Here is a 24,737-nt window from a genome sequence, read left to right as displayed (position 1 = left end):
GTGGCTGGATGACGACCGTCGCGCTTGCAGAAACCTTCGCACCCGCCGTCAGGCTCGACCATGATGGCCGCCACGATCAGCCTGTGATCGACGCCCGCAACATCGAGGTCGCCTTCAAGGTCGAACACGGCACCGTCGAGGCGGTGAAGGACATCTCGTTCCAGCTCTATCGCGGCGAGACGATCGCGATCGTCGGCGAGTCCGGCTCAGGCAAGTCGGTGACGGCGCGCACGGTGATGGGGCTGCTGTCGCGGCGTGCCACCGTGTCGCCGCGGTCGAGCGTGGACTATCTCGGCCAGAACATCCTGAAATTCCCCGAAAGCGCCCGGCGCAAGCTGCGCGGCAACCGCATCTCGATGATCTTCCAGGAGCCGATGAGCTCGCTCAACCCGATCTACACGGTCGGCAGCCAGATCGTCGAGGCGATCAGGGTGCACCGCAAGGTCAGCCGGAGGGAAGCCTGGGCGCGCGCGCTCGAGCTTCTGCGGCACGTCCAGATCCCTGAACCGGAAGCGCGGCTCAAGCAGTATCCGCATCAGCTGTCGGGCGGCCAGCGCCAGCGCGTGATGATCGCGATGGCTTTGGCCAACGAGCCAGACGTGCTGATCGCCGACGAGCCGACCACCGCGCTCGACGTCACGGTGCAGGCGCAGATCCTGAACCTGATCCGCAACCTGCAGAAAGAGCTGCGGATGGCGGTGATCCTGATCACCCACGATCTCACCGTGGTGCGCAAATTCTCCGACTATGTCTACGTCATGCAGCACGGCGCGATGTGCGAGCACAACGTCACCGAACGGCTGTTTGCGGACCCACAGCATCCCTACACGCAGCGGCTGCTCGCCGCGGAGCCGCGCGGGCGTCCGCAATCGCTTCCTGAGGGCAGCGGCACCATCCTCGAGGCGAATGATGTGCGCGTCTGCTTCATGCTGCGCCACGGTTCCTTCCTGAGGCCGGACTGGCGCGAGCTGATCGCCGTCGACGATCTCGGCCTCAAGCTTTGCCGCCATGAGACGCTGGGGCTGGTCGGCGAATCCGGTTCCGGCAAGACCACCTTCGGCCAGGCGCTGCTGAGATTGATTGACACCAAGCGCGGCGAGATCCGTTTCGACGGCCAACCGATCCAGGGCCTGTCGCGCAACGAGATGCGGCCGCTGCGCTCGCGCATGCAGATCGTCTTCCAGGATCCGTTCTCCTCGCTCAACCCGCGCATGACGATCGGCCAGATCATCGAGGAAGGGCTGGTCGTCAACAGGCTGGGCGCGACGCGGCGCGAGCGGGTCGAGCGGGTGCGCGAGGCGCTGGTCAGCGCCGGCATGCCGGGCGATATCCTGTCGCGGTTCCCGCATGAATTCTCCGGCGGCCAGCGGCAGCGCATCGCCATCGCGCGGGCCATCGCGCTGGAGCCCGAACTCATCCTGCTCGACGAGCCGACCTCGGCGCTCGACCTTTCGGTGCAGGCGCAGATCATCGACCTGTTGCGCAAGCTGCAGGACGAGCGGGGTCTGAGCTACCTGTTCATCTCGCACGACCTCAAGGTGGTGCGCGCGCTATGTCACCGCGTCATCGTCATGCAGCACGGCAAGATCGTCGAGCAGGGACCCGTTGACGAGGTCCTCACCAATCCCAAGACCGCCTACACCGAACGGCTCGTCAGGGCCGCGTTCGACGTGGCTTAGAAAAGTGCCGGAGGCTTACAGTGGCAAGAAACCCCAAGATCGCTTTCATTGGCGCCGGCTCCACGGTGTTCATGAAGAACATTGTCGGCGACGTGCTGCAGCGGCCGGCGCTGTCGGGCGCGACGATCGCGCTGATGGACATCAATCCGCAGCGGCTGGAAGAAAGCGCCGTCGTCGTCAACAAGCTGATCGCGACGCTTGGCGTGAAGGCGAAGGCCGAGACCTATTCCGAACAGCGCCAGGCGCTCTCCGGCGCCGACTTCGTCGTCGTCGCTTTCCAGATCGGCGGCTATGAGCCCTGCACCGTCACCGATTTCGAGGTGCCCAAGAAATACGGCCTGCGCCAGACGATCGCCGACACACTCGGCGTCGGCGGCATCATGCGCGGCTTGAGGACCGTGCCGCATCTGTGGAAGATCTGCGAGGACATGCTGGCCGTCTGCCCAGAGGCGATCATGCTGCAGTATGTCAACCCGATGGCGATCAACACCTGGGCGATCGCCGAAAAATATCCGCAAATCAAACAGGTCGGACTCTGTCATTCGGTCCAAGGCACGGCGATGGAACTGGCGCACGACCTCGACCTTCCCTATGAGGAAATTCGCTACCGCTCGGCTGGCATCAACCACATGGCCTTCTACCTGAAGTTCGAGCATCGCCAGCCGGACGGCTCCTACCGCAACCTCTATCCCGATCTCGTGCGCGCCTATCGTGAGGGGCGTGCGCCAAAATCCGGCTGGAACCCGCGCTGCCCGAACAAGGTGCGCTACGAGATGCTGACCCGGCTCGGCTATTTCGTCACCGAAAGCTCGGAGCATTTCGCCGAATACACGCCCTATTTCATCAAGGACGGCCGGCCGGACCTGATCGAGAAATACGGCATCCCGCTCGACGAATATCCCAAGCGCTGCATCGAGCAGATCGAACGCTGGAAGGGCCAGGCGGAGGCCTACCGCTCGGCGGATCGGATCGAGGTCGAGCAGTCCAGGGAATACGCCTCCTCGATCATGAATTCGGTGTGGACCGGCGAGCCGTCGGTGATCTACGGCAATGTCCGCAACAATGGCTGCATCACCTCGCTGCCCGTCGATTGCGCGGCGGAAGTGCCGTGCCTTGTCGATGCGTCCGGCATCCAACCCACTTACATCGGTGACCTGCCGCCGCAACTGACGGCGCTGATCCGCACCAACATCAACGTGCAGGAGCTGACGGTGCGGGCGCTGATCAGCGAGAACCGCGAACACATCTATCACGCCGCGATGATGGACCCGCATACGGCGGCCGAACTCGATCTCGACCAGATCTGGTCATTGGTCGACGACCTGCTTGCCGCGCATGGCGATTGGCTGCCGGCCTGGGTGCGAGGCGGGAGAAAGAGCGCGGCTGCGTGACTATCCGCTGCGCAGAGTTCAGATAGCTTAATCTCAGGCTAACTGACGGTGCGATAGAACATCCGGATGAATTGGTGGATCGGATCGTTCTGGATATTTGTCAGCCTGGGTGTTGCGGCGGTCGACTATCGCGTCCAAAAACTGGCCGCGAAACGATGGCTTGCGGACTGGCCCTGGCGCTTTGCAATGTACTTTGCGCTCGGCGGAATCGTCACGGGCATACCGATCTTCCTTTACCGGTTCGGCGAAGCAATCACAGGTCTCTACAGCCGTCCGCCCACGGCGAGGATGCTCGTGGCGCTCCTTCCTTTGGCGGTTGCGGTGATTGTTGCCATTCAAATTCTCAAGATGGCTATGCGAACAATCCGCGGAGCGGATAGTCCGCATCTGGGCCGCCGTTCAATGCCGGCTGCTTATTGGATTACTAGTGGGCTGTTTTTATTCGCAGTGGCGGGAGGTATTTTCGGCCTAGGCTTCTTTGGCAGCTTCTACCTTTTGAGAAACCACTAACCAAACCGCTGTGCGCGCCGCCGATCGCAAACAGCTCGCCGCCAGGGCCGTGCCTTCCCTTGGAATAGTCGCAGGAATTAGTTTCCAGTCTTCTCGCGCTCGACGGCGCGCCAGCCGATGTCGTGGCGATAAAAGCCCTGCGGCCAGTCGATATGCTCGATTGCCGCGTAGGCCTTGGCCTGCGCCTCGCCGACGGTCTTGCCCAGCGCGGTGACGTTGAGGACGCGGCCACCATTGGCGACCAGCGCGCCCCCATTGATGGCGGTGCCGGCATGGAAGACCTGTACGCCCTCGCCTTCCGCCTTGTCGAGGCCGCGGATGACCGAGCCCTTCTCCGGCGTGCCGGGATAGCCCCTTGCCGCCATCACCACGGTCAGCGCCGTCTCGTCGCTCCAGCGGATCGACATATGCGCGAGCTGGCCGTCGACGGCGGCGTTGAGCAGGACGAGCAGATCGTCCTTCAGCCGCATCATCAGCACCTGGCATTCGGGATCGCCGAAACGGGTGTTGTATTCGATGAGCTTCGGCCCTTGGTCGGTGATCATCAGGCCGGCGAAGAGGATGCCGGCGAAGGGCGCGCCGAGACTGGCCATGCCGCGCATGGTCGGCTCGATGATCTCGCGCATGGTGCGCTCGGTCATTTCCGGCGTCATCACCGGCGCCGGCGAATAGGCGCCCATGCCACCGGTGTTCGGCCCGGTATCGCCGTCGCCGACGCGCTTGTGGTCCTGCGCGGTGCCGAAGGGCAGCGCCGTGGCGCCGTCGCAAAGGCAGAAGAAGCTCGCCTCCTCGCCGGTCAGATATTCCTCGACCACCACCTCGGCGCCGGCCGCCCCAAAGGCGCCTTCGAAACAGGCATCCAGCGCGGCGTTCGCCTCGTCCAAGGTCATGGCGATGGTGACGCCCTTGCCGGCAGCGAGCCCGTCGGCCTTGATGACGATCGGCGCGCCGGCCTTCTCGACATAGGCTTTCGCCGAGGCAATGTCGCTGAAGCGACCATAGACGGCGGTCGGGATGTCAAATTTGGTGCAGAGATCCTTGGTGAAGCCCTTCGAGCCCTCGAGCCGGGCCGCCGCCTTGGAGGGACCGAAGACGCGGAAGCCCCAGGCGCGCAGATCATCGGCGATCCCTGCCACTAGCGGCCCCTCCGGACCTACGACGACCAGGTCGATCTTTTTCTCCTGGCAGAAGGCGGCGACAGCGGAGTGATCGGCGACATCGAGCTTGACCAGGTCGGCGACACGGCCGATGCCCGGATTGCCGGGCGAGGCGTAGAGCCTGGTCAGCAGGGGCGAGGCGGACATCTTCCAGGCGAGCGCATGTTCGCGGCCACCCGAGCCGAGAAGAAGAACATTCATGGCCACCTCTTGCTGCCGATCGTCTCCGTCGAGAGAACCCGCTATTGGTCCGCGGGCGGCGGGTCAAGGCGTCTTGGCATTTTGGCGGCAATTGCGCACGGGATCCTGGCCCTGACCAAGCCCGACGAAGGCGGTCAGGCCGACTGGAACAAGCCTCAACTCTGGTAGATGACCGGGAACCAGTCCTCGCGCAGTTTTTGGCCGGGTTTCATGTCGTGGCCGGGATAAGGCGGCGAGGTGCGGCCGGGCCGCTCGACATAATGCGCGTCGTCGCCGACCCAGCGCAGCGACAGCGCCCGGCGCCGCGCAGAGGTCAGGTTGCCGCGCGCGCCATGCGCGGTGCGGAAGTCGAACAGGATGGCGTCGCCCGGCTCCATCTCCCATTCGAGCACCTTCATCGAAGGGTCGTTGTCGGGGTCGGGCACCGGCCGGTAGTCGCCCTCGCCGGCATAGAAACTGGCGTCGTTCAGCCAGCGCACCGGCAGGACCATCTTTTCCCATTTGTGCGAGCCGGCGATCAGCCTCAGCGTCGCCTCCTTCACCGGATCGATCGGGATCCAGAAGCTTACCGTCTGGCTGCCGTCGACGAAGTAATATGGAATATCCTGGTGCCAGGGCGTCGGCTTCTGCGTACCGGGCTCCTGGACCAGAACGTGATCGTGGAAGAACTGCGCGCTGCGCGACTGCATGACCGTGGCCGCCAGTTCGGCGGCCGGCGATTCCCTGACGATCCTGACGAATTCGGGGATGCGCTGCCAGTTGCAGTAGTCGTCGAAGAAGCTGCCATTGCCGCCGGCGATGTCGGACGCCGCGGCGCTGCGGTCCCGCATGTTGCGTTCGATGCCGTCGGCGATGACATCGACCCAGTCCTTGAAGGCGCCACGGATGCAGACAGCGCCGTCCCGCTGGTAATCGGAAATCGTCGAAGCATCAATCTTTGGGCTGGCCATGGCGCACGATCTCTTTCTTTGACGCAATTCCGGACGGAAAACCGCTACACACTTTTCTTGGAATTGCTCGGTTGGCAACCGACTATCGCAAGCGGCAGACATCGCGTAAAATAATAACTTGTCATCTAGTTTATAGTTTTTGCCTATGAGACCGACCCTCGCTCAATTGCGCTATGTCGTTGCCGTCGCCCGCTATGGCAGCGTGACCGCCGCGGCGGCTGCTCTCAACGTTTCGCAGCCGTCGATCTCGGTGGCGATCGACAATGTCGAGGACGCGCTCGGCCAGAAACTGTTCGTGCGCCAGCGCGGCAGCGGCGTTGCGCTGACGTCGTTCGGTCGCAAGGCTGTCGCCAAGGCAAGGCAGGTGCTGGGCGAGGCGGATGAACTGGCGGCGCTCGGATCGCGCGACGCCGACGTCGGCGGCGAACTGGTGCTCGGCTGCTTCGAGGATCTGGCGCCCTATTTCGCGCCGGCGCTGATGCGCTCCTTCGCCGAGCGCTGCCCGGCCGTTACGGTCATCATAGGCGACGAAACGTTCGATACGCTGGGGCGGCGGCTCGCCGACAGCGCCGTCGATCTCGGCCTCACCTACGATCTCGGCCTGCCCGGGCATTTCAAGCGCATCCTTCTGCATGAACTGCGGCCGCATGCGCTTTTGCCCGCCGGCCACGTGCTGGCGGACAAGCATGCCGTCAGCCTGGCGGAGCTCGCAGCCCATCCGCTGATCACCACCGATCAGCCGCACAGCTGGCAGCACATGCTGGATCTCTTCCTCAGCCGCGGCCTGTCGCCGGTTGCCCGGGCGACGACGAGCTCGTTCGAGATGCAGCGCTCCATGGTGGCCAACGGCTTCGGCGTCGCGGTCAGCTACACCAGGCCGCATGGCGACCTGAGCTATGACGGCCTGCCGCTGGTCTACAAGCCGCTCTCCGACCCGCTGCCGATGCAGCGCATCATCCTGACCCATGACACGCGCCAGCGCCTGTCGAAGGCGGCCTTGGCCTTCATCGACGTCGCCAAGGCATGGTTTGCCGGTCGCGATGTTTTCACCGCCTGAGTTTTCACCCCTTGAGCGACAACGCGGCCGCTTGACGGCGCCCCTTGCTGCTGCCACTCCAACGGCATGGAACCCGTCCAGTCGAAAGCTATCCAGGGCCGTGTCGCCGATGCGCCGAGCGGCCATTGGGTCTACCGGGTGCTGCCGCGATGGCTGTGGCCCTACGCGCAGCTTGCGCGCTGGGATCGGCCGATCGGGTGGCAGCTGCTGTTGTGGCCCTGCTGGTGGTCGGCCGCCCTTGCCGCGAGCGCCTATCCGCGCCCGACCGACCCGCTGCTGACGCTTTTGCCGGCGCCCTGGTATCTCTTGCTGTTCTTTATCGGCGCCGTCGCCATGCGCGGCGCCGGCTGCACCTATAACGACCTTACCGACGAGGACATCGACAACCAGGTCGAGCGCACCCGCTCGCGGCCGCTGCCGGCAGGCAAGGTGACACGCCGCCAGGCCTGGATATTCGTCATCATCCAGGCGCTCATCGGGCTCGCCGTGCTGTTGCAGTTCAACAGCTTCGCCATCCCGCTCGGCATCGCCTCGCTGGCCATCGTCGCCGTCTATCCGTTCATGAAGCGCATCACCAACTGGCCGCAATTCGTGCTTGGGCTCGCCTTCTCCTGGGGCGCGCTGATGGGTTGGGCGGTCGAGTTCGGCGACATCGACGACCCGGCCATCATGCTCTATATCGGCTCGATCCTGTGGGTCATCGGCTACGATACGATCTATGCGCATCAGGACAAGGAAGACGACGCCATCGTCGGCGTGCGCTCGACCGCGCGCCTCTTCGGCGACAACACCAAGACCTGGCTGGTCGGGCTCTATGGCGGCGCGCTGATCTGCTTCGCCATCGCCTTCGCCTCGGCGCAGGTCCCGGTGGTGGCGTTGGCCGGGGTGATCGCAGCCGGCGCGCATATGGCGCGCCAGATCATCCGGCTCGACATCAACAATCCGGACCAGTGCCTGAGACTGTTCAAGTCGAACAACCAGGTCGGCTGGCTGATCTTCCTGGGCCTGATCGGCGGGTCGGTGTGGATATGGCTTAAGCCGCTGGTGTAGTCTTCCTTCTCCCCGTCACTATACGGGGGAAGGTGGCGGCAGCCGGATGAGGGGCGGCGCCAACCTTGGAAGCAAGGTGAATTTGCGGCTGTGATATCGCGCATGCGACGCATGAAGTTTGAGGCGGCCAGACACTTATGTTGGCGCCGCCCCTCGTCGCCCTGCCGGGCACTTCTCCCCGTATAGTGACGGGGAGAAGAAACCTATTCCCGCGCAATTATCTCCTGGCCGTCGATGACAAGCCTCAAACCGAGGTTGCCGGTCCTGCGGCGGGCCAGGAAGCGCGGCCGGCGCATATGGGACACGCGGCCCTTGCGGCGCTCCTGGGGCGGCAACGCCTTGATGGCGGCGCCGAGCGATTCCTCCAGCGTGCGGGCGATGCCGTCGGCCTCGATCAGAAGCATCGGCAAGCGATAGGCATCGGCCCAGGCGCGCCAGTCGGCGGCGACGTCCTCGAGGTCGTCGGCGACCAGCAGCGGCACCGACAGCATCGGGTCATTGTGCAGGAGTTCCAACGTCACCGTGACGTTGCCGTCCGGATCTTCCATGGCGCGCGCGGCGACGCCGCGGAACGCCTTGGCGGGCAGCGCGATGATCGCCGGCACGCCGCTCATCTCCAGCATGCGGCGGATGACGGCGCCGCGCTGATCGATGGTGAAGGTGACATCGCCATAGTCGTCGCGGGTGGCATAGCTTACCATCTGCGGCAGGCGAAACGGGTCGAGGCGCATGTTGCGTCCGGCCCAGACTGGCTTCAATCCAGTGTTCATCGAATGCCTTCCCTGTTACTCCTGAGGGCCGTTTTCCGGTTCTCTCAGGGCCGGTTTTTCCGGCCTCGTTATGGGAAGAAACATTAGCGCTCGCTTCTTACCGGCGCGCTTAAGAAAGTCGGTTAAATTTTGCTGATCTGAGCCGATGGTTATCGGAATGCGACCGGCCACCAGATTTAGGAAGGATCAGATAACCTTACCGGGATTCATGATGCCGGCCGGATCGAAGGCCGCTTTCACCCGGCGCATCAGGTCGATCGCCATCGGCGGCGCCGTGGCCAGGAGCTCGTCACGCTTCAACTGACCGATGCCGTGCTCGGCCGAGATCGAACCGTGGAACGACCGCACGACATCGTGCACGGCCTTGTTCATGGGATGATACAGGTCGAGGAACGCCTCGTCTTGCCAATCCACGGGACGCGAGATGTTGTAGTGAAGATTGCCGTCGCCCATATGGCCGAAGCAGACCACGCGCGCGCCGGGACAGACGGTCTCGACCACGCCCGCCGCAGCTTCGATGAATTGCGGGATCGAGGCGATCGGCACGGAGATGTCATGCTTGATCGAGGCGCCTTCGGGCTTCTGGCACTCGGGCAGGGTCTCGCGGAAATTCCAGAAGGCGTCACCCTGGGCAAGGCTTGCCGCGACCACCGCGTCGCCGACGATGCCTTGCTCGAGGCCGGCGGAAAGGATCTCCTCGATCAGCGCCCGGCCGTCTTGTTCGGAGCGGCCGGAAGAGACCTGCATCAAAACATACCATGGCCAGTCGCCGGCCAGCGGCCGTGTGATGCCTTGCCCGTGCCTGAGCGTGAAGTCGTAAGGCCTTTTGCCGATCAGCTCGAAAGCGGTCAGCGATGCGCCGCCCCTGTCCATCGCCAGGCTGAACAGCGACAGCGCCGCTTCAGCCGTCGGCAGGCCGGCGAAGGCGACCTCCCTGCCCTTCGGCTTCGGGAACAGTTTCAACACCGCGGCGGTGATGACGCCGAGCGTGCCTTCGGCGCCGACGAAAAGGTCCTTCAGATCGTAGCCGGTGTTGTCCTTCTTCAGCTTGCGCAGGTCGTCGAATACCTCGCCGGTCGGCAGCACGACCTCGACGCCGAGGCAGAGCTCGCGCGCATTGCCATAGGCAAGCACGCCGGTGCCGCCGGCATTGGAGGAAAGATTGCCGCCGATCTGGCAGGATCCCTGAGCGGCAAGAGAGAGCGGAAACAGCCGGTCGGCCGCGTCGGCCGCATCCTGCAGCGTCTGCAGGATGACGCCGGCCTCGACCGTCGCCGTATTCGACAAGACATCGATCTCGCGGATGCGGTTGAGCCGCGACAGCGACAGCACAATGTCATGCCCGGATTTGTCCGGCACCTGGGCGCCGACCAGCCCGGTGTTGCCGCTTTGCGGCACGATCGGCGTTCCGGTCTCGGTCGCCAATCGCATGATGCGGCTCACCTCCTCGACGCTGCCCGGACGCAGCACCAGCGATGTGCGGCCGTGCCAAAGGCCACGCCGTTCGGTGATGTAAGGCGCGATGTCGGCCTGATCGCGCAGTGCATATTTGTCGCCGACAATGGCCGCGAAGCGGTCGATGACGGCGGGATCGAGGTCGAAGGGCTGGTCGTTCATGAGCCGAACCTAGAGCATGATGCCGAAAAGTGTGAAGCGGTTTCGGACGCCATCATGCTCCTCTTCATTGACTTAGCGGCGCTCAGGCGAGCTGTCACGCGGCGCGGCGGCGCGCGCAAGCCGGTCGTTGATCGCCTCCCCCAAGCCCGCGGACGGGATCGGCTCGACGGCGATGGTCGCGGCGCCGCTGCGGTCAAGCGCCTGCATGAAGGCGAACAGATTGCTGGCTGCCTCGCGCAGGTCGCCCGCCTCGGAGAGATTGCGCAGTGCGACGGCCCGTTCCCAGCCCTTGGCGCGGTTGCGGCCGAAAGCAAGAAGCGCCTCACCTCCGGCGACGCTGCCGACATTCAGCCGCATCGCGGCGCCCGGCGCGTAATGCGAGGCAAGCATGCCCGGCGCCTCGATGCCGGCAGCGCCGCGCGACAGTTTCGCGCCGGCAACCGCCTCGATCTCCTCGGCGCCGATCCCGCCCGGCCGCAGCAGCCGCAGCTTGCCCTGCTCGACCTTGACGATGGTCGATTCCAGCCCGACGGGGGTCGCGCCGCCATCGACGACCAGCCTGATCCTGTCGCCGAGATCGGCGGCGACTGCCTGTGCCGTCGTGCCGCTGATCTTCCCGGAAGAATTGGCGCTGGGGGCGGCCAGCGGACGGCCGAACCTCGCGATCAGTTCGCCGCCGAACCCGCGCGGCATGCGCAACGCGATCGTATCCAGCCCGGCGCTGACCAGCGGATGGATGCCATTGTCCGCGCGTTGCGGCAGCACCAGCGTCAGCGGACCGGGCCAGAAGGCTTCGGCCAGCTTTGACGACAGCGGATCGAAGCCGGCGATGCGGTCCGCCATCGCGCGATCGGCGACATGGGCGATCAGCGGGTTGAAACGCGGCCGGCCCTTGGCCTCGAAAATACGCGCCACCGCGACGCCATTGGTCGCATCGCCAGCCAGGCCGTAAACCGTCTCGGTCGGGATGGCGACGACGTCGCCGCCTTCGAGCAACGCCAATGCCGGCTCCAGCGCCTCGCCGACCGCCAATATCTCAGCCAAATCCGCCACCAGTCTTGAACATGCCGGTCCCGTAATACGGCCGCTTGCGTCGGGCAAGTACGGGCATTGGCGATTTATCAATCCCTAAAATGTTAAGTTTCCGCGCAAGCCGGCTTCAATGTGCCGGCTCTAAGGTGCGGGTTTGATGTGGTTGCGGCCTGGGGAGTTTTTATGATGCGCTTGCTCGGAGCGTTCGGTATCGGCCTTTTGGCGATGAGCGGCGCGGCACATGCTTCGTCGATCGTCGTGCTTGGCGTCTCGACCTCGACGCCTTCGGTCATCAGGCTGAAAGCGATCGAGCCGGCCAAGCTGTCCGCGGCCGCGACGCCATCGGTGATAGCGCTAGGCGATCCAGCGCCCGCCGTCACCGACGAAAAGGTTGCGGCAATTCCCGAAAAGTCCGGGCACCAGCAGGCGCCGATGATCATTCGCGGCGGCATTGTCGGCGGCGCCTTCGCAACGCCCGCGGCGACCGCATCGGCCAAGCCCGAGACATCGACAACCACGCCGGCAACCACGCCGGCGGCGGCGACAAAAGCGAATGGCACCGCGGCGGCGAGCCCCGCCAACGGCACCACCGCGGCTTCGAACGGCAACGGCAAGACCGGTAGCCAGCGGGCCGCGACGGCCAACGCGTCGGCCGGCGCGCAGCCACAAGCGCAAAATGCCCCGTCGCTGCCCCGCGTCGGCAAGGCGATGTAGATCACATTGAACCCCGCCTCGATATGCTAGGCGGCTGTGACCTTAAGCATGTCTTCGTCCCGAAATCGCTGCACACTGTCGCGAGACATGCCGTGGCCCTGTCCGATTTCCGTCATCCGGATCGGGGCAACGTTTTGGCGTTTAGAGAGGGGGGTTCCATGACTGTTTCGAAAACAATCGCCGTTGCCGGACTGCTGGCGGCAACAGCGCTGGGTGCGGGCACGGCGCAGGCCGACGATATGCTGGGTTCTTACGTCGCGCGCATTTCCGATCGCGACCACCGCGCCAGCGACGGCTACGCGCTAGTCAGCGCAGCGCAGATGGTGCGGCAGGACCGCGCCAACTGGCACAAGTTCCACCGGCGCGACAGCGATGACCAGGGCGATCCATGGTTCCGCACCGACGGTTCGCGCGCCGACCTGCAGCGCATGCTGGAACGCGGCGCCGCCATGAGCAACGCCACCCGGCGCGCCATCGTCAATGGCGAGCCGCTGATCGAGGTCGATGTCTATCAGGACGGCGTGCGGGTCAGCGTCGTGGAAGATTGACGCATCAATTTCCCGGAAGTTGAGGCAACAGGACGAAAAAGGGCGACGCCTGTCGCGCCGCCCCTCACCTTTCAGCCGACAGGAAACGGCTCAGGCCGCATTCTCCTTGTCGTCATCGTCGGACTCATCGGCGTCGTCTTCATCATCGTCCTCGGACTCATCGTCGCCCGGGGCTTTGGCATTTTCGCCGGCGTCATCTTCATCGTCTTCGTCGTCGCCATCTTCATCATCTTCCGACTCGTCATCGAATGGATCGGCCGCTTCGATCGCCGCGGCGGCGGCCTGGTCGAGGACGTTGTCGGAAGCGGATTCGACGGCCTCGGCGGCGGCCGGGGTTTCTTCAATCAAGTCGATATCGTCAACGGAATTCATGGCATGCCTCCGTGGTTGGGGAACCTCTTGGTTCTCCCACGTGGAGGTCATCGTCATATGACTGTAAGCCGGCTCCGGCGCATTAAATTTCGGCCGCCAAATTGTTGAAGCATGTCAGCATGCTCGAGCATGCGGGCAGCTTCGGATCGGGCGATTTTCGAGCCCTCAGCCGACGATTTTCGAAAAATCCGCGACCTGGTCGGTGGCGGCGCGGATGCGGGCGAGCAGCGCCAGGCGGTTGGCGCGCACGGCCTGGTCTTCATCATTCACGAGAACGCCTTCGAAAAATGAATCAACGGGTTCGCGCAACACGCTAAGCGCCAGCATGGCGGCGGAAAAATCTTCGTTTTGAATCGCTTGGCCGGCTTCCTTCTCGGCCTGATTCACCGCGGCGGACAGCTTCTTTTCCGCCTCCTCGAGGAACAATGCCGGCTCAACGGTCCCGGCGATGACGGTTTTCTTCTTCTCCTCGGCTGCCAGGATGTTCGCGGCGCGCTTGGTGCCGGCGAGCAGATTCTTACCCTCGTCGGTATCGAGCAAGGAACCCAGCGCCTCGACGCGGCGCACGATCTGCAAGAGGTCGTCGGACTGTGGCGTGATGACGGCATCGATGAGATCGTACCGCGCGCCCTGGTCGCGGAGATAGACTTTCAGACGGTCGTGGAAGAAGGCGAGGAGGTCGGACGACGGATCCGCGGCGCCTTTGAAATTCGCGAAGGCCATGGCGAAAACAGACGTCAGCGCCAGACGTATACGGTTCTCGATGAGGATCCTGACCACGCCCAGCGCCGCGCGCCGCAGTGCAAACGGGTCCTTGCTGCCGGTCGGCTTTTCGTCGATCGCCCAGAAACCGGTGAGCGTGTCGAGCTTGTCGGCAAGTGCCACGGCGACCGACACCGGATCGGTCGGCACACGGTCTGACGGACCCTGCGGCTTGTAATGCTCTTCCGCGGCCGCCGCGACCGATGGATGCTCGCCTTGCAGCAGCGCGTATTTGCGGCCCATCGCGCCCTGCAATTCAGGGAATTCGCCAACCACTTCGGTCTGCAGGTCGGCCTTGGCCAGCACCGCCGCGCGGGCGACGAGCGCGGTAATCTCCCCCCTCGAGGGGGAGATGTCGCTGAAGGCGACAGAGGGGGTCGTCTCGCGTGGAGAGCCGACTTTCTCCAGCTCCGAATGGCCGGATCGGGTCGCGCCAGCCGAAGCGACCCCCTCTAGCCTGCCGGCCATCTCCCCCTCAAGGGGGGAGATCGACTTCGCCACGACCGGCGCCAGCTCTTCCGCCAGGCGCTTGATGCGCGCGACCCTTGCGCCCTGCGTGCCAAGCTTGGCGTGGAAGGTGACGTTGAGATGATCGAGGCGCGCCATGCGCTGGTCGAGCGGCTTGGTCAGATCCAGGTCGAACTTCGCCGCGGACTCCGCCAGCGTGCCGAGATCCGGCAGATCACCCTGGTCGGTCTTCCAGAAATAAAGCGCGTCGGACAGGCGCGCGCGCACCACCTTGCCGTTGCCGCGCGCGATCTCCCTGCCGCCGTCGTTCGCCTCGATGTTGGCGATCAGGATGAAGCGGTTGGAGAGCGGCGATTGGCCAACCTCGCCCGCAAGCGCAGAGACCGGCCGCGACGTTACGAAACACTTCTGGTTGGCGCGGATGGTGAGCCGGATGACCTCGCTAGGAATGGCGAGGAAGTCCCGCTCGAAGTCGCCCATCAGCACGACCGGCCATTCAACCAGGCCGGAGACTTCCTCCAGCAAGCCCTCGTCCTCGACAAGGTCGAGCCCGTTGGCGAAGGCGATGTTGCGGGCGTCGGCGAGGATGATCTCCTTGCGCCGGTCGGCATCGAGCACGACCTTGGCCAGTTCCAGCTTGCTCACGTAATCTTCGAAGCGGCGCACCGTGATCGGACCCGGCGCGTGGAAGCGGTGGCCATAGGTGACGTTGCCGGAGCGGATGCCGTCGATCTCGAAATCGACGACGACCGGCTCCTCGGTTTCCGGGCCGAAGGTGCAGACGATCGATTGCAGCGGCCGCACCCAGCGCAGCGAGCCGGGTTTGGCCGAGGCCGGGCCCCAGCGCATCGATTTCGGCCAGGGAAAGTTTCCGACGATGCCCGGCACCAGCTCGGCAATGATTTCTTGCGCCGCCCGCCCCGGCTTCGAGATGTGGGCGACGTAGAAGTCGCCTTTCTTCGGGTCGGAATGGACGTGCGCCTCGGCGATCGATGCAAGCCCGGCCTTGCGCAGGAAACCCTGCACCGCCTGCTCGGTTGCCGTGGTCGAAGGGCCCTTGATCTCCTCGCGGATGTCCTTCGAACGCGCCGTCAGGCCCCGGATGTCGAGCGTCAGGCGCCGCGGCGTCCAATATTCGCGCGCCGCCTCATAGGTCAGACCCGCGTCGACCAGACCGTCGGTCAGCATCTTCCTGAGGTCGCCGGCTGCCTTGCGCTGCATGCGGGCGGGAATCTCTTCCGAGCGGAGTTCGAGCAATAGATCAGGCATAGTTAAGCTCCCACCCTCCCCTTGATGGGGAGGGTCGGCGCGTAGCGCCGGGGCGGGGTGGCGGCCTCTCAGCCGCCATTACCTTCGGCACCATCGCGCAGATGCAGGTGTGATTTCCGTTCTTCCACCGCCGCATAAATTGTATCGAGCACGGAATCCAGTTCGTTTTTTATCTCATGGTTCCAGAAACGGACGACGCGATAGCCTTGGCTTTCAAACCACCGTGTTCGAACTTCATCATGGTGCCGTTGCGCATCGACACTGTGGTGGGAACCATCCACCTCGATAATCAGCTTCAGCCGATGGGACATGAAGTCGGGACAATAGGCACCGACTGACGCCTGTCGGCGCAAGTGCGTCCCTTCGACCGGGATGCGCCAGAGGTGCCGCCACAGCAGCCGTTCTTCATCCGTCATCGAGGCGCGAAGCCGACGCGCGGATTGCAGCTTGAAACGGTCAAGTTTTGGCATAGGGAAGCGCCAGTCACCCCCACCCGCCGCTTCGCGGCGACCTCCCCCATCAAGGGGGAGGTAGGAGCGCATAGCAACTCGGCCGGCCGCTGTCACCCCGCAAGCAGATTGTCTCTTGGATCGGTTCCGCGGAATTTTTCCAGCCGGCTGTCGGGACCGGGCGAACGCGCTCGTCCTTGGAGCAGAATTTCCCATGAACCGAACGCGGCGCTGAAGCGACACACGCTCAGGCAGAGAACTATTGGCTGAACGACGATGAAGACGGCATCGAGAACCCTGCAGATCCTGGCGCTCAGCGCCTGCTTCGCCGCCCAGGTGCATGGCTCGATCACGATGCCGGGGGTAAGGCAGGCGATGCGCATGATCGACGGGGCAACGGCCCAGATCGCGTTGCCGGCCAGCGCGGCCATCGAGACCGAGAAAGCCGTAGCGGCTTAAGCCGCCGCCAGCCCGCCAGCCCGCGTCTTGAGGAACGCCTCGCCGCACGCCTTGGCCAGATTGCGCACGCGCATGATGTAGCTTTGCCGCTCGGTGACCGAGATCACGCCGCGCGCGTCGAGCAGATTGAAGACATGGCTTGCCTTGATGCACTGGTCGTAGGCGGGAAAGACCATGCGGTGCATGGCCAGATTGTCACCTGGCTTGGGCGTGCCGGCATCGAGCAGCGCCTTGCACTCGGCCTCGGCGTCCTCGAAATGCCGAAGCAGCATCGAGGTGTTGGCGAATTCGAAATTGTGGCGGGAATATTCCTGCTCGGCCTGCAGGAAGACATCGCCGTAAGTAACCTTTTCAGCGCCTTCGCGGCCGTTGAAGTTCAGGTCGTAGACATTGTCGACGCCCTGCACATACATCGCCAGCCGCTCAAGCCCGTAGGTGAGCTCGCCCGCCACCGGCGCGCATTCGATGCCGCAGACCTGCTGGAAATAGGTGAACTGCGAGACTTCCATGCCGTCGCACCAACACTCCCAGCCTAGTCCCCAGGCGCCCAGCGTCGGGCTTTCCCAGTCGTCCTCGACGAAGCGGATGTCATGCAGCAGCGGATCGACGCCGATCGCCTCTAGCGAGCCGAGATAGAGTTCCTGCAGGTTCGGCGGATTGGGCTTCAGGATCACCTGGTACTGGTAATAGTGCTGCAGCCGGTTCGGGTTCTCGCCATAGCGGCCGTCCTTCGGCCGGCGCGAGGGCTGGACGTAAGCCGCGTTCCAGCGCAACGGGCCCAGCGCGCGCAAGGTGGTTGCCGGGTGGAAGGTGCCGGCGCCGACCTCCATGTCGTAGGGCTGCAGGATGAGGCAACCATAATCCGCCCAGTAATTGTGCAAAGTCAGGATCAGCCCCTGGAAAGAGCGGCTGGGATGCATATGGGCGGGAATCTCGATGGTCACTGCGGCCTCGGAAAGCTCGGAACGACGCTTCCCTAGTTGCCGGGCCGGCGAGCGTCAAGGCGGCGCCCCACATCGGGCGAGGTTGAACGCTTTGCGGCCGGCTGGCCCATTGCCGGCGAGCGGCGGTCCCGGTCTGCTCCGCCGAGCTCAACAACGAAGGTTCCGTCATGTCCGGTGAACTCGCCGTCAGACCCGTCATCCGACAGGATTACGAGCAATGGCTGCCGCTGTGGGACGGCTACAACGCGTTCTACCGGCGCTCCGGCCCCACGGCGCTTGCCGGCGAGATCACGCAGAGGACCTGGTCGCGCTTCTTCGACGCCTATGAGCCGGTGCATGCGCTGGTGGCCGAGCGCGAGGGCAATCTTCTCGGCCTCGTGCATTATCTCTATCACCGCTCGACGACGGCGATCGCGCCGAGCTGCTACCTGCAGGATCTCTTCACCGCGCAGGCCGCGCGCGGCCAGGGCGTCGGCCGGGCGCTGATCGAAGGCGTCTATGAACGCGCCGGGCAAGCCGGTGCGAACCGCGTCTACTGGCTGACGCACGAGACGAACCATACCGCAATGCAGCTCTACGACGGGATCGGCGAGCGGTCCGGCTTCGTCGTTTATCGCAGGATGTTCTAGTTCCTCGATACAGGGGTTGAAAGGCCGCTGTTTGTCGAGCGGCAAGACTTTCATCGTTTATTTCCGCGAGATCAGCGCAAACGCTGGGGATTGGCTGAAGCCTTCCAGACCTCGTCATTCCAAGGGCGGAGCAGGAGCGAAGCTCCGTCGCGGAGACCCCTGGAATCCATTCCGTGACCTGAGCCGTGGAATGCAGCGGAGCAGAATTCTGCACCGTTGCAACGCCTTAAGGTCACGGCATGGATTCTATGGTCTGCGCCGCGTCGCTTCGCTCCTTGCTCCGCCATAGAATGATGATCGCGATGGGCGTTTCGGCTAAGAAGCCAAGCCGAAACGAAAACGGGGCTCGACGAGCCCCGCATTCTTGAATGTCGACGAAAGTCGCTCAGCCTTTCGGCGCGGGCGCCGGCACCGGCTTGACCTTCGGGGTTTCCTGGGCGGTGTTGGATTCGATCGGCGGCAGACCCTTGAGCAGCTTCTGCTGCAAGCTTGCAAGCACATCCGGATCCGGCTTCAGGTCGCGCGCCTGGGTCCACTGATAGGTGGCCTCGAGCTTACGGCCGACGCGCCAGTAGGCGTCGCCGAGATGGTCGTTGAGGACCGGGTCCTCCGGCTTCAGCGACACGGCGCGCTCCATCTCGCGCACGGCGTCGTCGAAACGGCCCATGCGAAAATAGGCCCAGCCCAGCGAATCGACGATGTAGCCGTCGTTCGGCCGCAGATCGACGGCCTTCTGGATCATCGCCAGGCCTTCCTTGAGGTTCATGTTCATGTCGACCCAGGAATAGCCGAGATAGTTCATGACCTGCGGCTGGTCGGGCTGCAGTTCCAGCGCCTTGCGGAAATTGGGTTCCGCCTTCGGCCATTCCTTCAGCCGCTCATAGGCGATGCCGCGCTGGTAGAAGATGTTCCAGTTGGCGGCGGTCGGCGTCTTCAGCTGCTCGACGGCCTTGTCGTAGAGATTGGCCGCGGAGCGGAAATCCTCCTTCGAGCCATAGACGCCACCCAGCGCCAGATAGGCACGCATGTCGTCCGGATGCTTGTCGATATAGGCCTTGAGGTGGGCGATCGCCTCGTCGTGCTTGTCGAGATCGGCAAGGTTGAGGCCGAGTTGCAGGTCGGAGAGCTCCTTCAGCGGCGAGGATGCCGGTATGCGGCGGTAAAGCGCGATGGCGCCCTCGCCGTCCTTCAGCTGCTCGGCAACGCCGGCAAGCTGCACAAGTGCTGCGTCGTTGTCCGGCTTCAGCGCCAGGGCGTATTGCAGGTAAAGCCGCACGAAAGGCTCGCCGCCGCCACGGTTGAGCGCGGTGGCAAGGTCGAGCAGGATCTCGGACGCCCCGTCGGCCGGACCGGCGACGAGCGGTCCGATCTTGTCACCCTTGCTGATGCGGTCGCGCAGCGTGGTGATCTCGAGCTTGCCAGGGGCGAAGGCCTCGGCCTGGTTAAGCACCGCGAGCGCCTTCGACTTGTCGCCCTTGCGGGCGAGGAACGAGGCATAGGCCTGGGCGTTGCGCATCCAGGTCTCGGGCGCCGAGCCGCCGGAAGCCGTGTCGGCCATGGTCGCGGCGTAAATCTCGTCGGCCTTGTCGTTGAGGCCAGCGACATCGGCGATCAGCGCGCGGTGGAAGGACTTGAACAGACCGAACCAGTCCGGGCCCTTCAGCTTATCGATGGACTCCATCGCCTCGGAGGCGTTGCCGGCGCCCTCCTTGGCCCAACCGTCCATGACGCCGGAGAGCAACCGGTCGAGATCGGATTCGAGCGAGAGCTTCAGCCAGTACTGCGCCTTGGTGTAATCCTTCTTGTGGAAGGAATCGACCGCCAGCGCCAGGCGCGAGAAGCGCTCGACATCGGGCACTTCCTTGAGCTTGTCGGCATAGACCAGCGATTCCTCGAAACGGCCTTGCGCGACCAGCGCCAGCATCAGGCTCTGCTGCAGTTCCTTGTCGTCCGGCGCAAAGGCCAGAGCCTGCTTGTAATAGGCGATCGCGTCGTCGAGATCGTTGTCGCTTTCGGCGATATGGGCCGCAAGATAAGCGCCCGAGAAAGACGTGATCTGGAGCGGTTGGCCTTCCTTGGCCTGGACCGGCAGTACCCAAAGCGCCACGCCGGTCAAAAATGCCAGCCTCGTCAGCCAGCGCGCACGTCCTTGCGGCATCGTATCCCTTTCAGCCAGACGCGATCCCGCCCTTGGCGGACCGCCCACAGACTCGAACTTTTCCGGTCAAAGCATGGCCTTTTTGCGGTCAGGCTTCAATGCAGAAGCGAATCACAATCCGATCATCCCGCTTAACAAACGATGGCAAGCAGGAAAAATATGCGTTTAACGGCTGAAAAATCGACCTCAGCCGAGCAGCACGGCTAAAGGCGCGTTCCGTGAAATCCGCCCGCCGCGACCGCGCCGCATAACTCAAACCACTCGCAGCCTGGACAAGCTTTGCGCGTCAGGCCCAAAGAAAACGCCTTGCGCATCCGCGCCAGGGTCGAAGCATCCAATTCAATCCGGGCACCGGCCTGAAGCGGCCGGGCCAGAAGATCGGCGACATCTTGCGCCGCAAGCTCGTCCCGTCCGGCGGCGCCTTCGCCCAGGCAGTGCGCGTCGGGCTCGTCCAGCAGCGGGGTGCAGATGTCGTCCGGACCGGAAACGATCTGGATATCCTCGCCCCCGGCCAGGCGCTCCACCACAACGTCATAGTTGGCGGTGAAGGCCGGCGAGTAGCCTTTGCCGACATAGGTCAGCAGGCAAAGCAGGTGATGGGCGCGCAGCCTGACGGTCATCTGTCAACGGGCAACGTTACCGGGGATCGGCGGGCCGATTGCCCGATACCAGCTTCAGCGTCGCCGCGCCCAGCGCCGACTTGAGCAGGCCGCCGACGATGAACGGCAGGAAGCCGAAGGTGATGGCCTGCTCGGCGCCAATCATGACGGCAAGCCAGGCCGTGCCGAGAACCAGGCAAAGCAGGTTGCCGATGAGCATGGCGGCGAAGGCAAGCATGACGCGGCTGCCGTTCCAGCCGCGTTCAGCCAGCCAGCCGACAACCGCGCCGACCACCGGGAAGGCAAAGAGGTAGCCGCCGGTCGGGCCGACGAAATGCTGCAGGCCAGCCGCCCCGCCGGCCAGCACCGGAAACCCTGCCGCGCCCTCAACCAGCCAGGCGGCAATAGTGAGCGCGCCGAAGCGCCAGCCGTAGAGCGCGCCGACCAGCGTGACGGCGAAGGTCTGCATGGTCACCGGGACCGGCACCATGGGGACCTCGATGTAGGAGGACAAGGCGAGGAACAGCGAGCCGAGAACGACCGCGCCTGTGCGCCAGGCGAGGGAGCGGCTGTGCAGCCGGAGCGGGCTGAAGGAGGGGTCGTCGGTCGAAGCGGCTGCGTTGGTCACGGTGTCTTCCCTGGTTGGTAGAAATTATAGATAATCTTTGTATTCGATCTATTATCGAATCCATATTTTCGAGAAGATGGCAAGCCCGCGGGGTCGTCATCCTAGGCGAAGCAGGAGTGGAACTCCGTCGCGGAGACCCTGGAATCATGCCGTGACCTGGCGGCAGCACTCCAGCGGTCGAGAATGGCCGGCGCCGGCGTCGATCAGCGTAACTTCTTGATCCGTTTGTTTTTCGATCGGCGTCACGGCATGGATTCTGGGGTCTGCGCGCGTCGCTTCGCTCCTTGCTCCGCCCTAGATGACGAAGTGGAAAGCCCAGCCCGCTACCCGACGATGGCGAAGGCGTCGCGGGTCCTGCCGGAGGCGGTCTTGACCGGCTTCTGACCAATCCATTGCACGTGCCGGCCGAGCGTGGCGGCAGCCGATTCGGTGTTGCCTTGCCGGAGCGCGCTCAGGATCGCGCGGTGATCCTGGTCGGTGCGGATTTCCCATTCGGAGCGCCAGGCCGCGAACAGGAAGCGGGCACTGGCCGCGTGCAGGTCGTCGATGGTGGAGAGCAGGCGCGGCATGTTGCAGGGCGCAAGGATCAGCCGGTGGAAGGTGCGATTGGCTTCTTCCCAGGAGCGCACGTCGCGGGATTTGTCGCCGGCCTTGGTCGCCTCCTCGGCCTGGTCGAGGATCGACGCCGTCAGATGCGGCGCGGCATGGCGCAACGCAAGCACCTCGAGCGCGGCCCGCATCTCGGCGACTTCCCTGACCTCGCCGAGATCGAAGGAAGCGACGCGCACGCCGCGGCGCGGCTCGCTGATCGCCAACCCTTGAGCTTCCAGGCGGCGGAAGGCCTCGCGCACCGGGACGTGGCTGGTGTTGAATTCCTCGGCGACATGGTCCTGGCGCAGCCGCGAGCCCGGCTCGATGGCGCCCGAAATGATGCGGTCCGCCAGTTCCTTGCTGATGCGGACGGCGATCGTGTCTTCGGTGCTGGCCATATTTTATAGATAATTTGCAGAGCCGCCCTTTGTCGAGACCGCCAAAGCGGGATTCACAGGTGCCCTGTCCCAGTGAATGCCAGACAAGCGCCGGGAAGACCGGCAGGCTCAGTTGACGCGGCTGATGCAGAAATCGATGACGTCGACCAAAGCCGACTTCTGCGGCGTCGCCTCCAGCGGCGCCAGAGCGTCGCGGGCGATCTCGCCGAAATGGCGGGCGCGGCCGATCGTGTCGGCAATCGCGCCGTGGCGGGCCATCAGCCCGATCGCCTTTTCGAGCCCGGCATCGTCGGTGACGTTGTCCTCGATGGCGCGCTTCCAGAAGGTGCGCTCGGCCTTGGTGCCGCGCCGGTAGGCGAGGATCACCGGCAGCGTCACCTTGCCCTCGCGGAAATCGTCGCCGACATTCTTGCCGAGATCCTTGCTCGAGCCGCCATAATCCAACGCGTCGTCGATGAGCTGGAAGGCAAGGCCGAGATTCATGCCGTAGGAGCGAAGTGCGGCGCGATCGGTGCGCGAGGCCTGGGCAATGACCGGCCCGACTTCGGCGGCGGCCGAGAACAGCGCCGCGGTCTTGGCCTTGATCACGGCGAAATGCTCGTCCTCGGTGGTTTCGAGGTTCTTGGCCGCGGCAAGCTGCATGACCTCGCCTTCGGCGATGATGGAGGCCGCAGCCGACAGGATGTCCAACGCTTCCAGTGAACCGACCTCGACCATCATGCGGAAGGCCTGGCCAAGCAGGAAATCGCCGACCAGCACGCTTGCCTGGTTGCCCCAGATCATGCGCGCCGTCTTCTTGCCGCGGCGCAGCGCGCTCTCGTCGACGACGTCGTCATGGAGAAGCGTGGCGGTGTGCATGAACTCGACCGCCGTGGCGAGCTTGACGTGGCCTTCGCCGGAATAGCCGAACATCTGCGCGGCGGCGAGCGTGAGCATGGGCCTCAGCCGCTTGCCTCCGGAAGAGATCAGGTGGTTGGCGATCTCCGGGATCATCTCGACGTCGGAACCGGCCTTGGACAGAATCAGCTCGTTGACGCGGCCCATGTCGGTTGCCGTCAGATCGATGAGATCCTTGATGGAAGCGGGTTCCCGCTTGCCTTCGATGTTGAGAACGACACCCACCACGACAACTCCCGTCTCATTGACGCGCACGACGGCACCCTTAGTCCCGAGCCGACTCTAGGGCGGTACAACCAGGCACGGCAAGAGGCGAATTGGCGCGGCTATAGCGGTGCGGGCTCGCCCCGACGTTTACAGGAACGCCGCAACCTGCGATTTTCTTTCCATGATCGAGCTTGTCCGCACCAACGACGCCGTCGTGATCTCCTTTGTCGAATCGCTGATGCGCGACGCCGGCATCGCCTGTTTCGTCGCCGACCAGAATATGAGCGTGCTCGACGGCTCGCTCGGCATCCTGCCCCGGCGCGTGATGGTCGATGCCGAGAAAGTCGATGCGGCGCGCCGCATCCTCAAGGATGCCGGCATCGGAAACGAGATCCGCAGAAAATAATGACAGCGACGACCGCCCCCGTCCCGGATGCGCCGGCGCACACGGTCGATGCCTTCCACCGCGGACGCTTCTGGCTGGTGCAGCCGAGCCGCAGCGGACATCGCGCCGGCATGGACGCCATGATGCTGGCGGCAGCCGTGCCGTCCGGCTTTGCCGGCCGCCTCGCCGATTTCGGCGCCGGCGCCGGTGCAGCCGGCCTTGCCGTGCTGTCGCGCTGTCCCGCGGCAAAGGCCGTGCTCATCGAGCGCTCCGCCGAAATGGCGGCATTCGCCGTCGCCACGCTTTCGCATCCGGGCAATGCGCATCTCGGCGACCGCGCTTCGGTGCTGACGGCCGACGTCACGCTGACCGGCCGCGCGCGAGCTGGGGCCGGGCTTGCCGACAATTCCTTCGATTTCGTGATCATGAACCCGCCGTTCAACGCCGCCGAAGATCGCTCGACGCCTGACGCCCTGCGCAGGCAAGCACATGTGACGGAGGACGGGCTGTTCGAACGCTGGATCAGGAGCGCTGCCGCCGTCGTCAAGCCGCGCGGCGGGCTGGCCGTCATTGCGCGGCCCGAGCAGCTGGTCGCCATTCTCGATGCGATGGAGGGACGCTTCGGCGATGCCGAGATGCTGTGCGTCCATCCGCGACCCGACGCGGCGGCGATCCGCATCGTGGTCAGGGCGGCGCTCGGTGCGCGCGGAAAATTGTCGATCCGCCCGCCGCTCACCTTGCACGGGCCACACGGCAACGAGCCGGGCGAGCGGACGGAAATGATCAATAACGGCCTGGCGTCGCTGTTCAGCGATTGATCCGGGGCTGGCGATGCGCCATTGCCGT

General features: G+C 64.4%; 25 protein-coding genes. 10 read left to right on the top strand and 15 right to left on the bottom strand.

Annotated features, from left to right (window positions below; translation table 11 throughout):
• Positions 1-8 precede the first annotated feature (8 nt).
• The 3 genes from F3H96_RS17445 to F3H96_RS17435 all read left to right on the top strand — a co-directional run bounded on the left by F3H96_RS17445 (position 9) and on the right by F3H96_RS17435 (position 3,580).
• Positions 9-1,679 carry an ABC transporter ATP-binding protein gene (locus F3H96_RS17445; RefSeq protein WP_149802967.1) on the top strand — a complete coding sequence of 557 codons (1,671 nt, stop codon included), beginning with the start codon at positions 9-11 and terminating at the stop codon, positions 1,677-1,679.
• A 20-nt stretch (positions 1,680-1,699) separates the two neighbouring features.
• Complete coding sequence (locus F3H96_RS17440) at positions 1,700-3,070, top strand: alpha-glucosidase/alpha-galactosidase (protein WP_149802966.1); 1,371 nt, start codon at positions 1,700-1,702, stop codon at positions 3,068-3,070.
• 66 nt (positions 3,071-3,136) lie between these two features.
• Positions 3,137-3,580, top strand: coding sequence for a hypothetical protein (locus F3H96_RS17435; protein ID WP_149802965.1), 444 nt, complete (start codon positions 3,137-3,139; stop codon positions 3,578-3,580).
• A 77-nt stretch (positions 3,581-3,657) separates the two neighbouring features.
• On the opposite strand, the gene purD is transcribed toward F3H96_RS17435, so the two are convergent.
• Positions 3,658-4,938 (bottom strand): phosphoribosylamine--glycine ligase, encoded by a 1,281-nt coding sequence (purD, locus tag F3H96_RS17430; RefSeq protein WP_149802964.1) that lies wholly within the window; start codon positions 4,936-4,938, stop codon positions 3,658-3,660.
• A gap of 155 nt (positions 4,939-5,093) precedes the next feature.
• A complete protein-coding gene (locus F3H96_RS17425; protein WP_149802963.1) occupies positions 5,094-5,888 on the bottom strand; it encodes a phytanoyl-CoA dioxygenase family protein in 795 nt (264 codons plus the stop codon).
• Positions 5,889-6,033: 145 nt separating this feature from the next.
• Here F3H96_RS17425 and F3H96_RS17420 point away from each other — a divergent pair, with 145 nt between their 5' ends.
• Together F3H96_RS17420 and ubiA are read left to right on the top strand one after the other, a co-directional pair.
• Positions 6,034-6,945 (top strand): LysR family transcriptional regulator, encoded by a 912-nt coding sequence (locus F3H96_RS17420; protein ID WP_149802962.1) that lies wholly within the window; start codon positions 6,034-6,036, stop codon positions 6,943-6,945.
• A gap of 66 nt (positions 6,946-7,011) precedes the next feature.
• Positions 7,012-7,995, top strand: a complete 984-nt coding sequence (ubiA, locus tag F3H96_RS17415; protein WP_149802961.1) for a 4-hydroxybenzoate octaprenyltransferase — start codon at positions 7,012-7,014, stop codon at positions 7,993-7,995.
• Between the two features lie 203 nt (positions 7,996-8,198).
• Here ubiA and F3H96_RS17410 read toward each other — a convergent pair whose 3' ends face one another.
• The 3 genes from F3H96_RS17410 to F3H96_RS17400 all read right to left on the bottom strand — a co-directional run bounded on the left by F3H96_RS17410 (position 8,199) and on the right by F3H96_RS17400 (position 11,426).
• On the bottom strand, positions 8,199-8,765 hold the full coding sequence (locus F3H96_RS17410) for a DUF6101 family protein (protein ID WP_149802960.1): 567 nt from the start codon (positions 8,763-8,765) through the stop codon (positions 8,199-8,201).
• A 186-nt stretch (positions 8,766-8,951) separates the two neighbouring features.
• Positions 8,952-10,382, bottom strand: a complete 1,431-nt coding sequence (locus F3H96_RS17405; RefSeq protein WP_149802959.1) for an FAD-binding oxidoreductase — start codon at positions 10,380-10,382, stop codon at positions 8,952-8,954.
• Positions 10,383-10,454: 72 nt separating this feature from the next.
• Positions 10,455-11,426 carry an L-threonylcarbamoyladenylate synthase gene (locus tag F3H96_RS17400; protein WP_188131438.1) on the bottom strand — a complete coding sequence of 324 codons (972 nt, stop codon included), beginning with the start codon at positions 11,424-11,426 and terminating at the stop codon, positions 10,455-10,457.
• A 171-nt stretch (positions 11,427-11,597) separates the two neighbouring features.
• Between F3H96_RS17400 and F3H96_RS17395 the strand changes: the two genes are divergently transcribed.
• Together F3H96_RS17395 and F3H96_RS17390 are read left to right on the top strand one after the other, a co-directional pair.
• Positions 11,598-12,128 (top strand): hypothetical protein, encoded by a 531-nt coding sequence (locus F3H96_RS17395; protein ID WP_188131437.1) that lies wholly within the window; start codon positions 11,598-11,600, stop codon positions 12,126-12,128.
• 158 nt (positions 12,129-12,286) lie between these two features.
• Positions 12,287-12,676: a hypothetical protein gene (locus F3H96_RS17390; protein WP_149802957.1), complete on the top strand. Its 390-nt coding sequence runs from the start codon at positions 12,287-12,289 to the stop codon at positions 12,674-12,676.
• A 90-nt stretch (positions 12,677-12,766) separates the two neighbouring features.
• Here the strand turns inward: F3H96_RS17390 and F3H96_RS17385 are convergent, their stop codons facing one another.
• The 5 genes from F3H96_RS17385 to F3H96_RS17365 form a co-directional block, all read right to left on the bottom strand.
• Positions 12,767-13,048: an ATPase gene (locus tag F3H96_RS17385; protein ID WP_149802956.1), complete on the bottom strand. Its 282-nt coding sequence runs from the start codon at positions 13,046-13,048 to the stop codon at positions 12,767-12,769.
• A 165-nt stretch (positions 13,049-13,213) separates the two neighbouring features.
• Positions 13,214-15,547, bottom strand: coding sequence for a glycine--tRNA ligase subunit beta (gene glyS / locus F3H96_RS17380; RefSeq protein ID WP_149802955.1), 2,334 nt, complete (start codon positions 15,545-15,547; stop codon positions 13,214-13,216).
• A gap of 68 nt (positions 15,548-15,615) precedes the next feature.
• Complete coding sequence (locus tag F3H96_RS17375; protein WP_149802954.1) at positions 15,616-16,017, bottom strand: DUF559 domain-containing protein; 402 nt, start codon at positions 16,015-16,017, stop codon at positions 15,616-15,618.
• A 92-nt stretch (positions 16,018-16,109) separates the two neighbouring features.
• Positions 16,110-16,427 carry a hypothetical protein gene (locus F3H96_RS30590; protein ID WP_188131436.1) on the bottom strand — a complete coding sequence of 106 codons (318 nt, stop codon included), beginning with the start codon at positions 16,425-16,427 and terminating at the stop codon, positions 16,110-16,112.
• Between the two features lie 24 nt (positions 16,428-16,451).
• Positions 16,452-17,375, bottom strand: a complete 924-nt coding sequence (locus F3H96_RS17365; RefSeq protein ID WP_188131443.1) for a glycine--tRNA ligase subunit alpha — start codon at positions 17,373-17,375, stop codon at positions 16,452-16,454.
• 191 nt (positions 17,376-17,566) lie between these two features.
• On the opposite strand from F3H96_RS17365, the gene F3H96_RS17360 reads away from it, so the two are divergent.
• The gene (locus F3H96_RS17360; RefSeq protein WP_149802951.1) at positions 17,567-18,028 is read left to right on the top strand and encodes a GNAT family N-acetyltransferase; all 462 of its coding nucleotides are present in this window, start codon (positions 17,567-17,569) and stop codon (positions 18,026-18,028) included.
• Between the two features lie 385 nt (positions 18,029-18,413).
• Here the strand turns inward: F3H96_RS17360 and F3H96_RS17355 are convergent, their stop codons facing one another.
• The 5 genes from F3H96_RS17355 to F3H96_RS17335 form a co-directional block, all read right to left on the bottom strand.
• On the bottom strand, positions 18,414-20,186 hold the full coding sequence (locus F3H96_RS17355; protein ID WP_149802950.1) for a tetratricopeptide repeat protein: 1,773 nt from the start codon (positions 20,184-20,186) through the stop codon (positions 18,414-18,416).
• 203 nt (positions 20,187-20,389) lie between these two features.
• Positions 20,390-20,806, bottom strand: coding sequence for a DUF1284 domain-containing protein (locus tag F3H96_RS17350; RefSeq protein ID WP_149802949.1), 417 nt, complete (start codon positions 20,804-20,806; stop codon positions 20,390-20,392).
• A gap of 16 nt (positions 20,807-20,822) precedes the next feature.
• Positions 20,823-21,413, bottom strand: coding sequence for a biotin transporter BioY (locus F3H96_RS17345; RefSeq protein ID WP_149802948.1), 591 nt, complete (start codon positions 21,411-21,413; stop codon positions 20,823-20,825).
• 323 nt (positions 21,414-21,736) lie between these two features.
• Positions 21,737-22,402: a GntR family transcriptional regulator gene (locus F3H96_RS17340; RefSeq protein ID WP_127229569.1), complete on the bottom strand. Its 666-nt coding sequence runs from the start codon at positions 22,400-22,402 to the stop codon at positions 21,737-21,739.
• A 108-nt stretch (positions 22,403-22,510) separates the two neighbouring features.
• Positions 22,511-23,524, bottom strand: a complete 1,014-nt coding sequence (locus F3H96_RS17335; protein WP_149803075.1) for a polyprenyl synthetase family protein — start codon at positions 23,522-23,524, stop codon at positions 22,511-22,513.
• A gap of 163 nt (positions 23,525-23,687) precedes the next feature.
• Here F3H96_RS17335 and F3H96_RS17330 point away from each other — a divergent pair, with 163 nt between their 5' ends.
• Positions 23,688-23,912: a DUF2007 domain-containing protein gene (locus tag F3H96_RS17330; protein WP_149802947.1), complete on the top strand. Its 225-nt coding sequence runs from the start codon at positions 23,688-23,690 to the stop codon at positions 23,910-23,912.
• Positions 23,912-24,709 (top strand): methyltransferase, encoded by a 798-nt coding sequence (locus F3H96_RS17325; RefSeq protein WP_149802946.1) that lies wholly within the window; start codon positions 23,912-23,914, stop codon positions 24,707-24,709. Before F3H96_RS17330 ends, F3H96_RS17325 begins: the two co-directional genes overlap by 1 nt.
• Positions 24,710-24,737: the final 28 nt, after the last annotated feature.

Source organism: Mesorhizobium sp. NFR06 (assembly GCF_900115245.1).
Lineage (GTDB): Bacteria > Pseudomonadota > Alphaproteobacteria > Rhizobiales > Rhizobiaceae > Mesorhizobium.
This window is presented reverse-complemented; position numbering and strand designations above follow the sequence as displayed.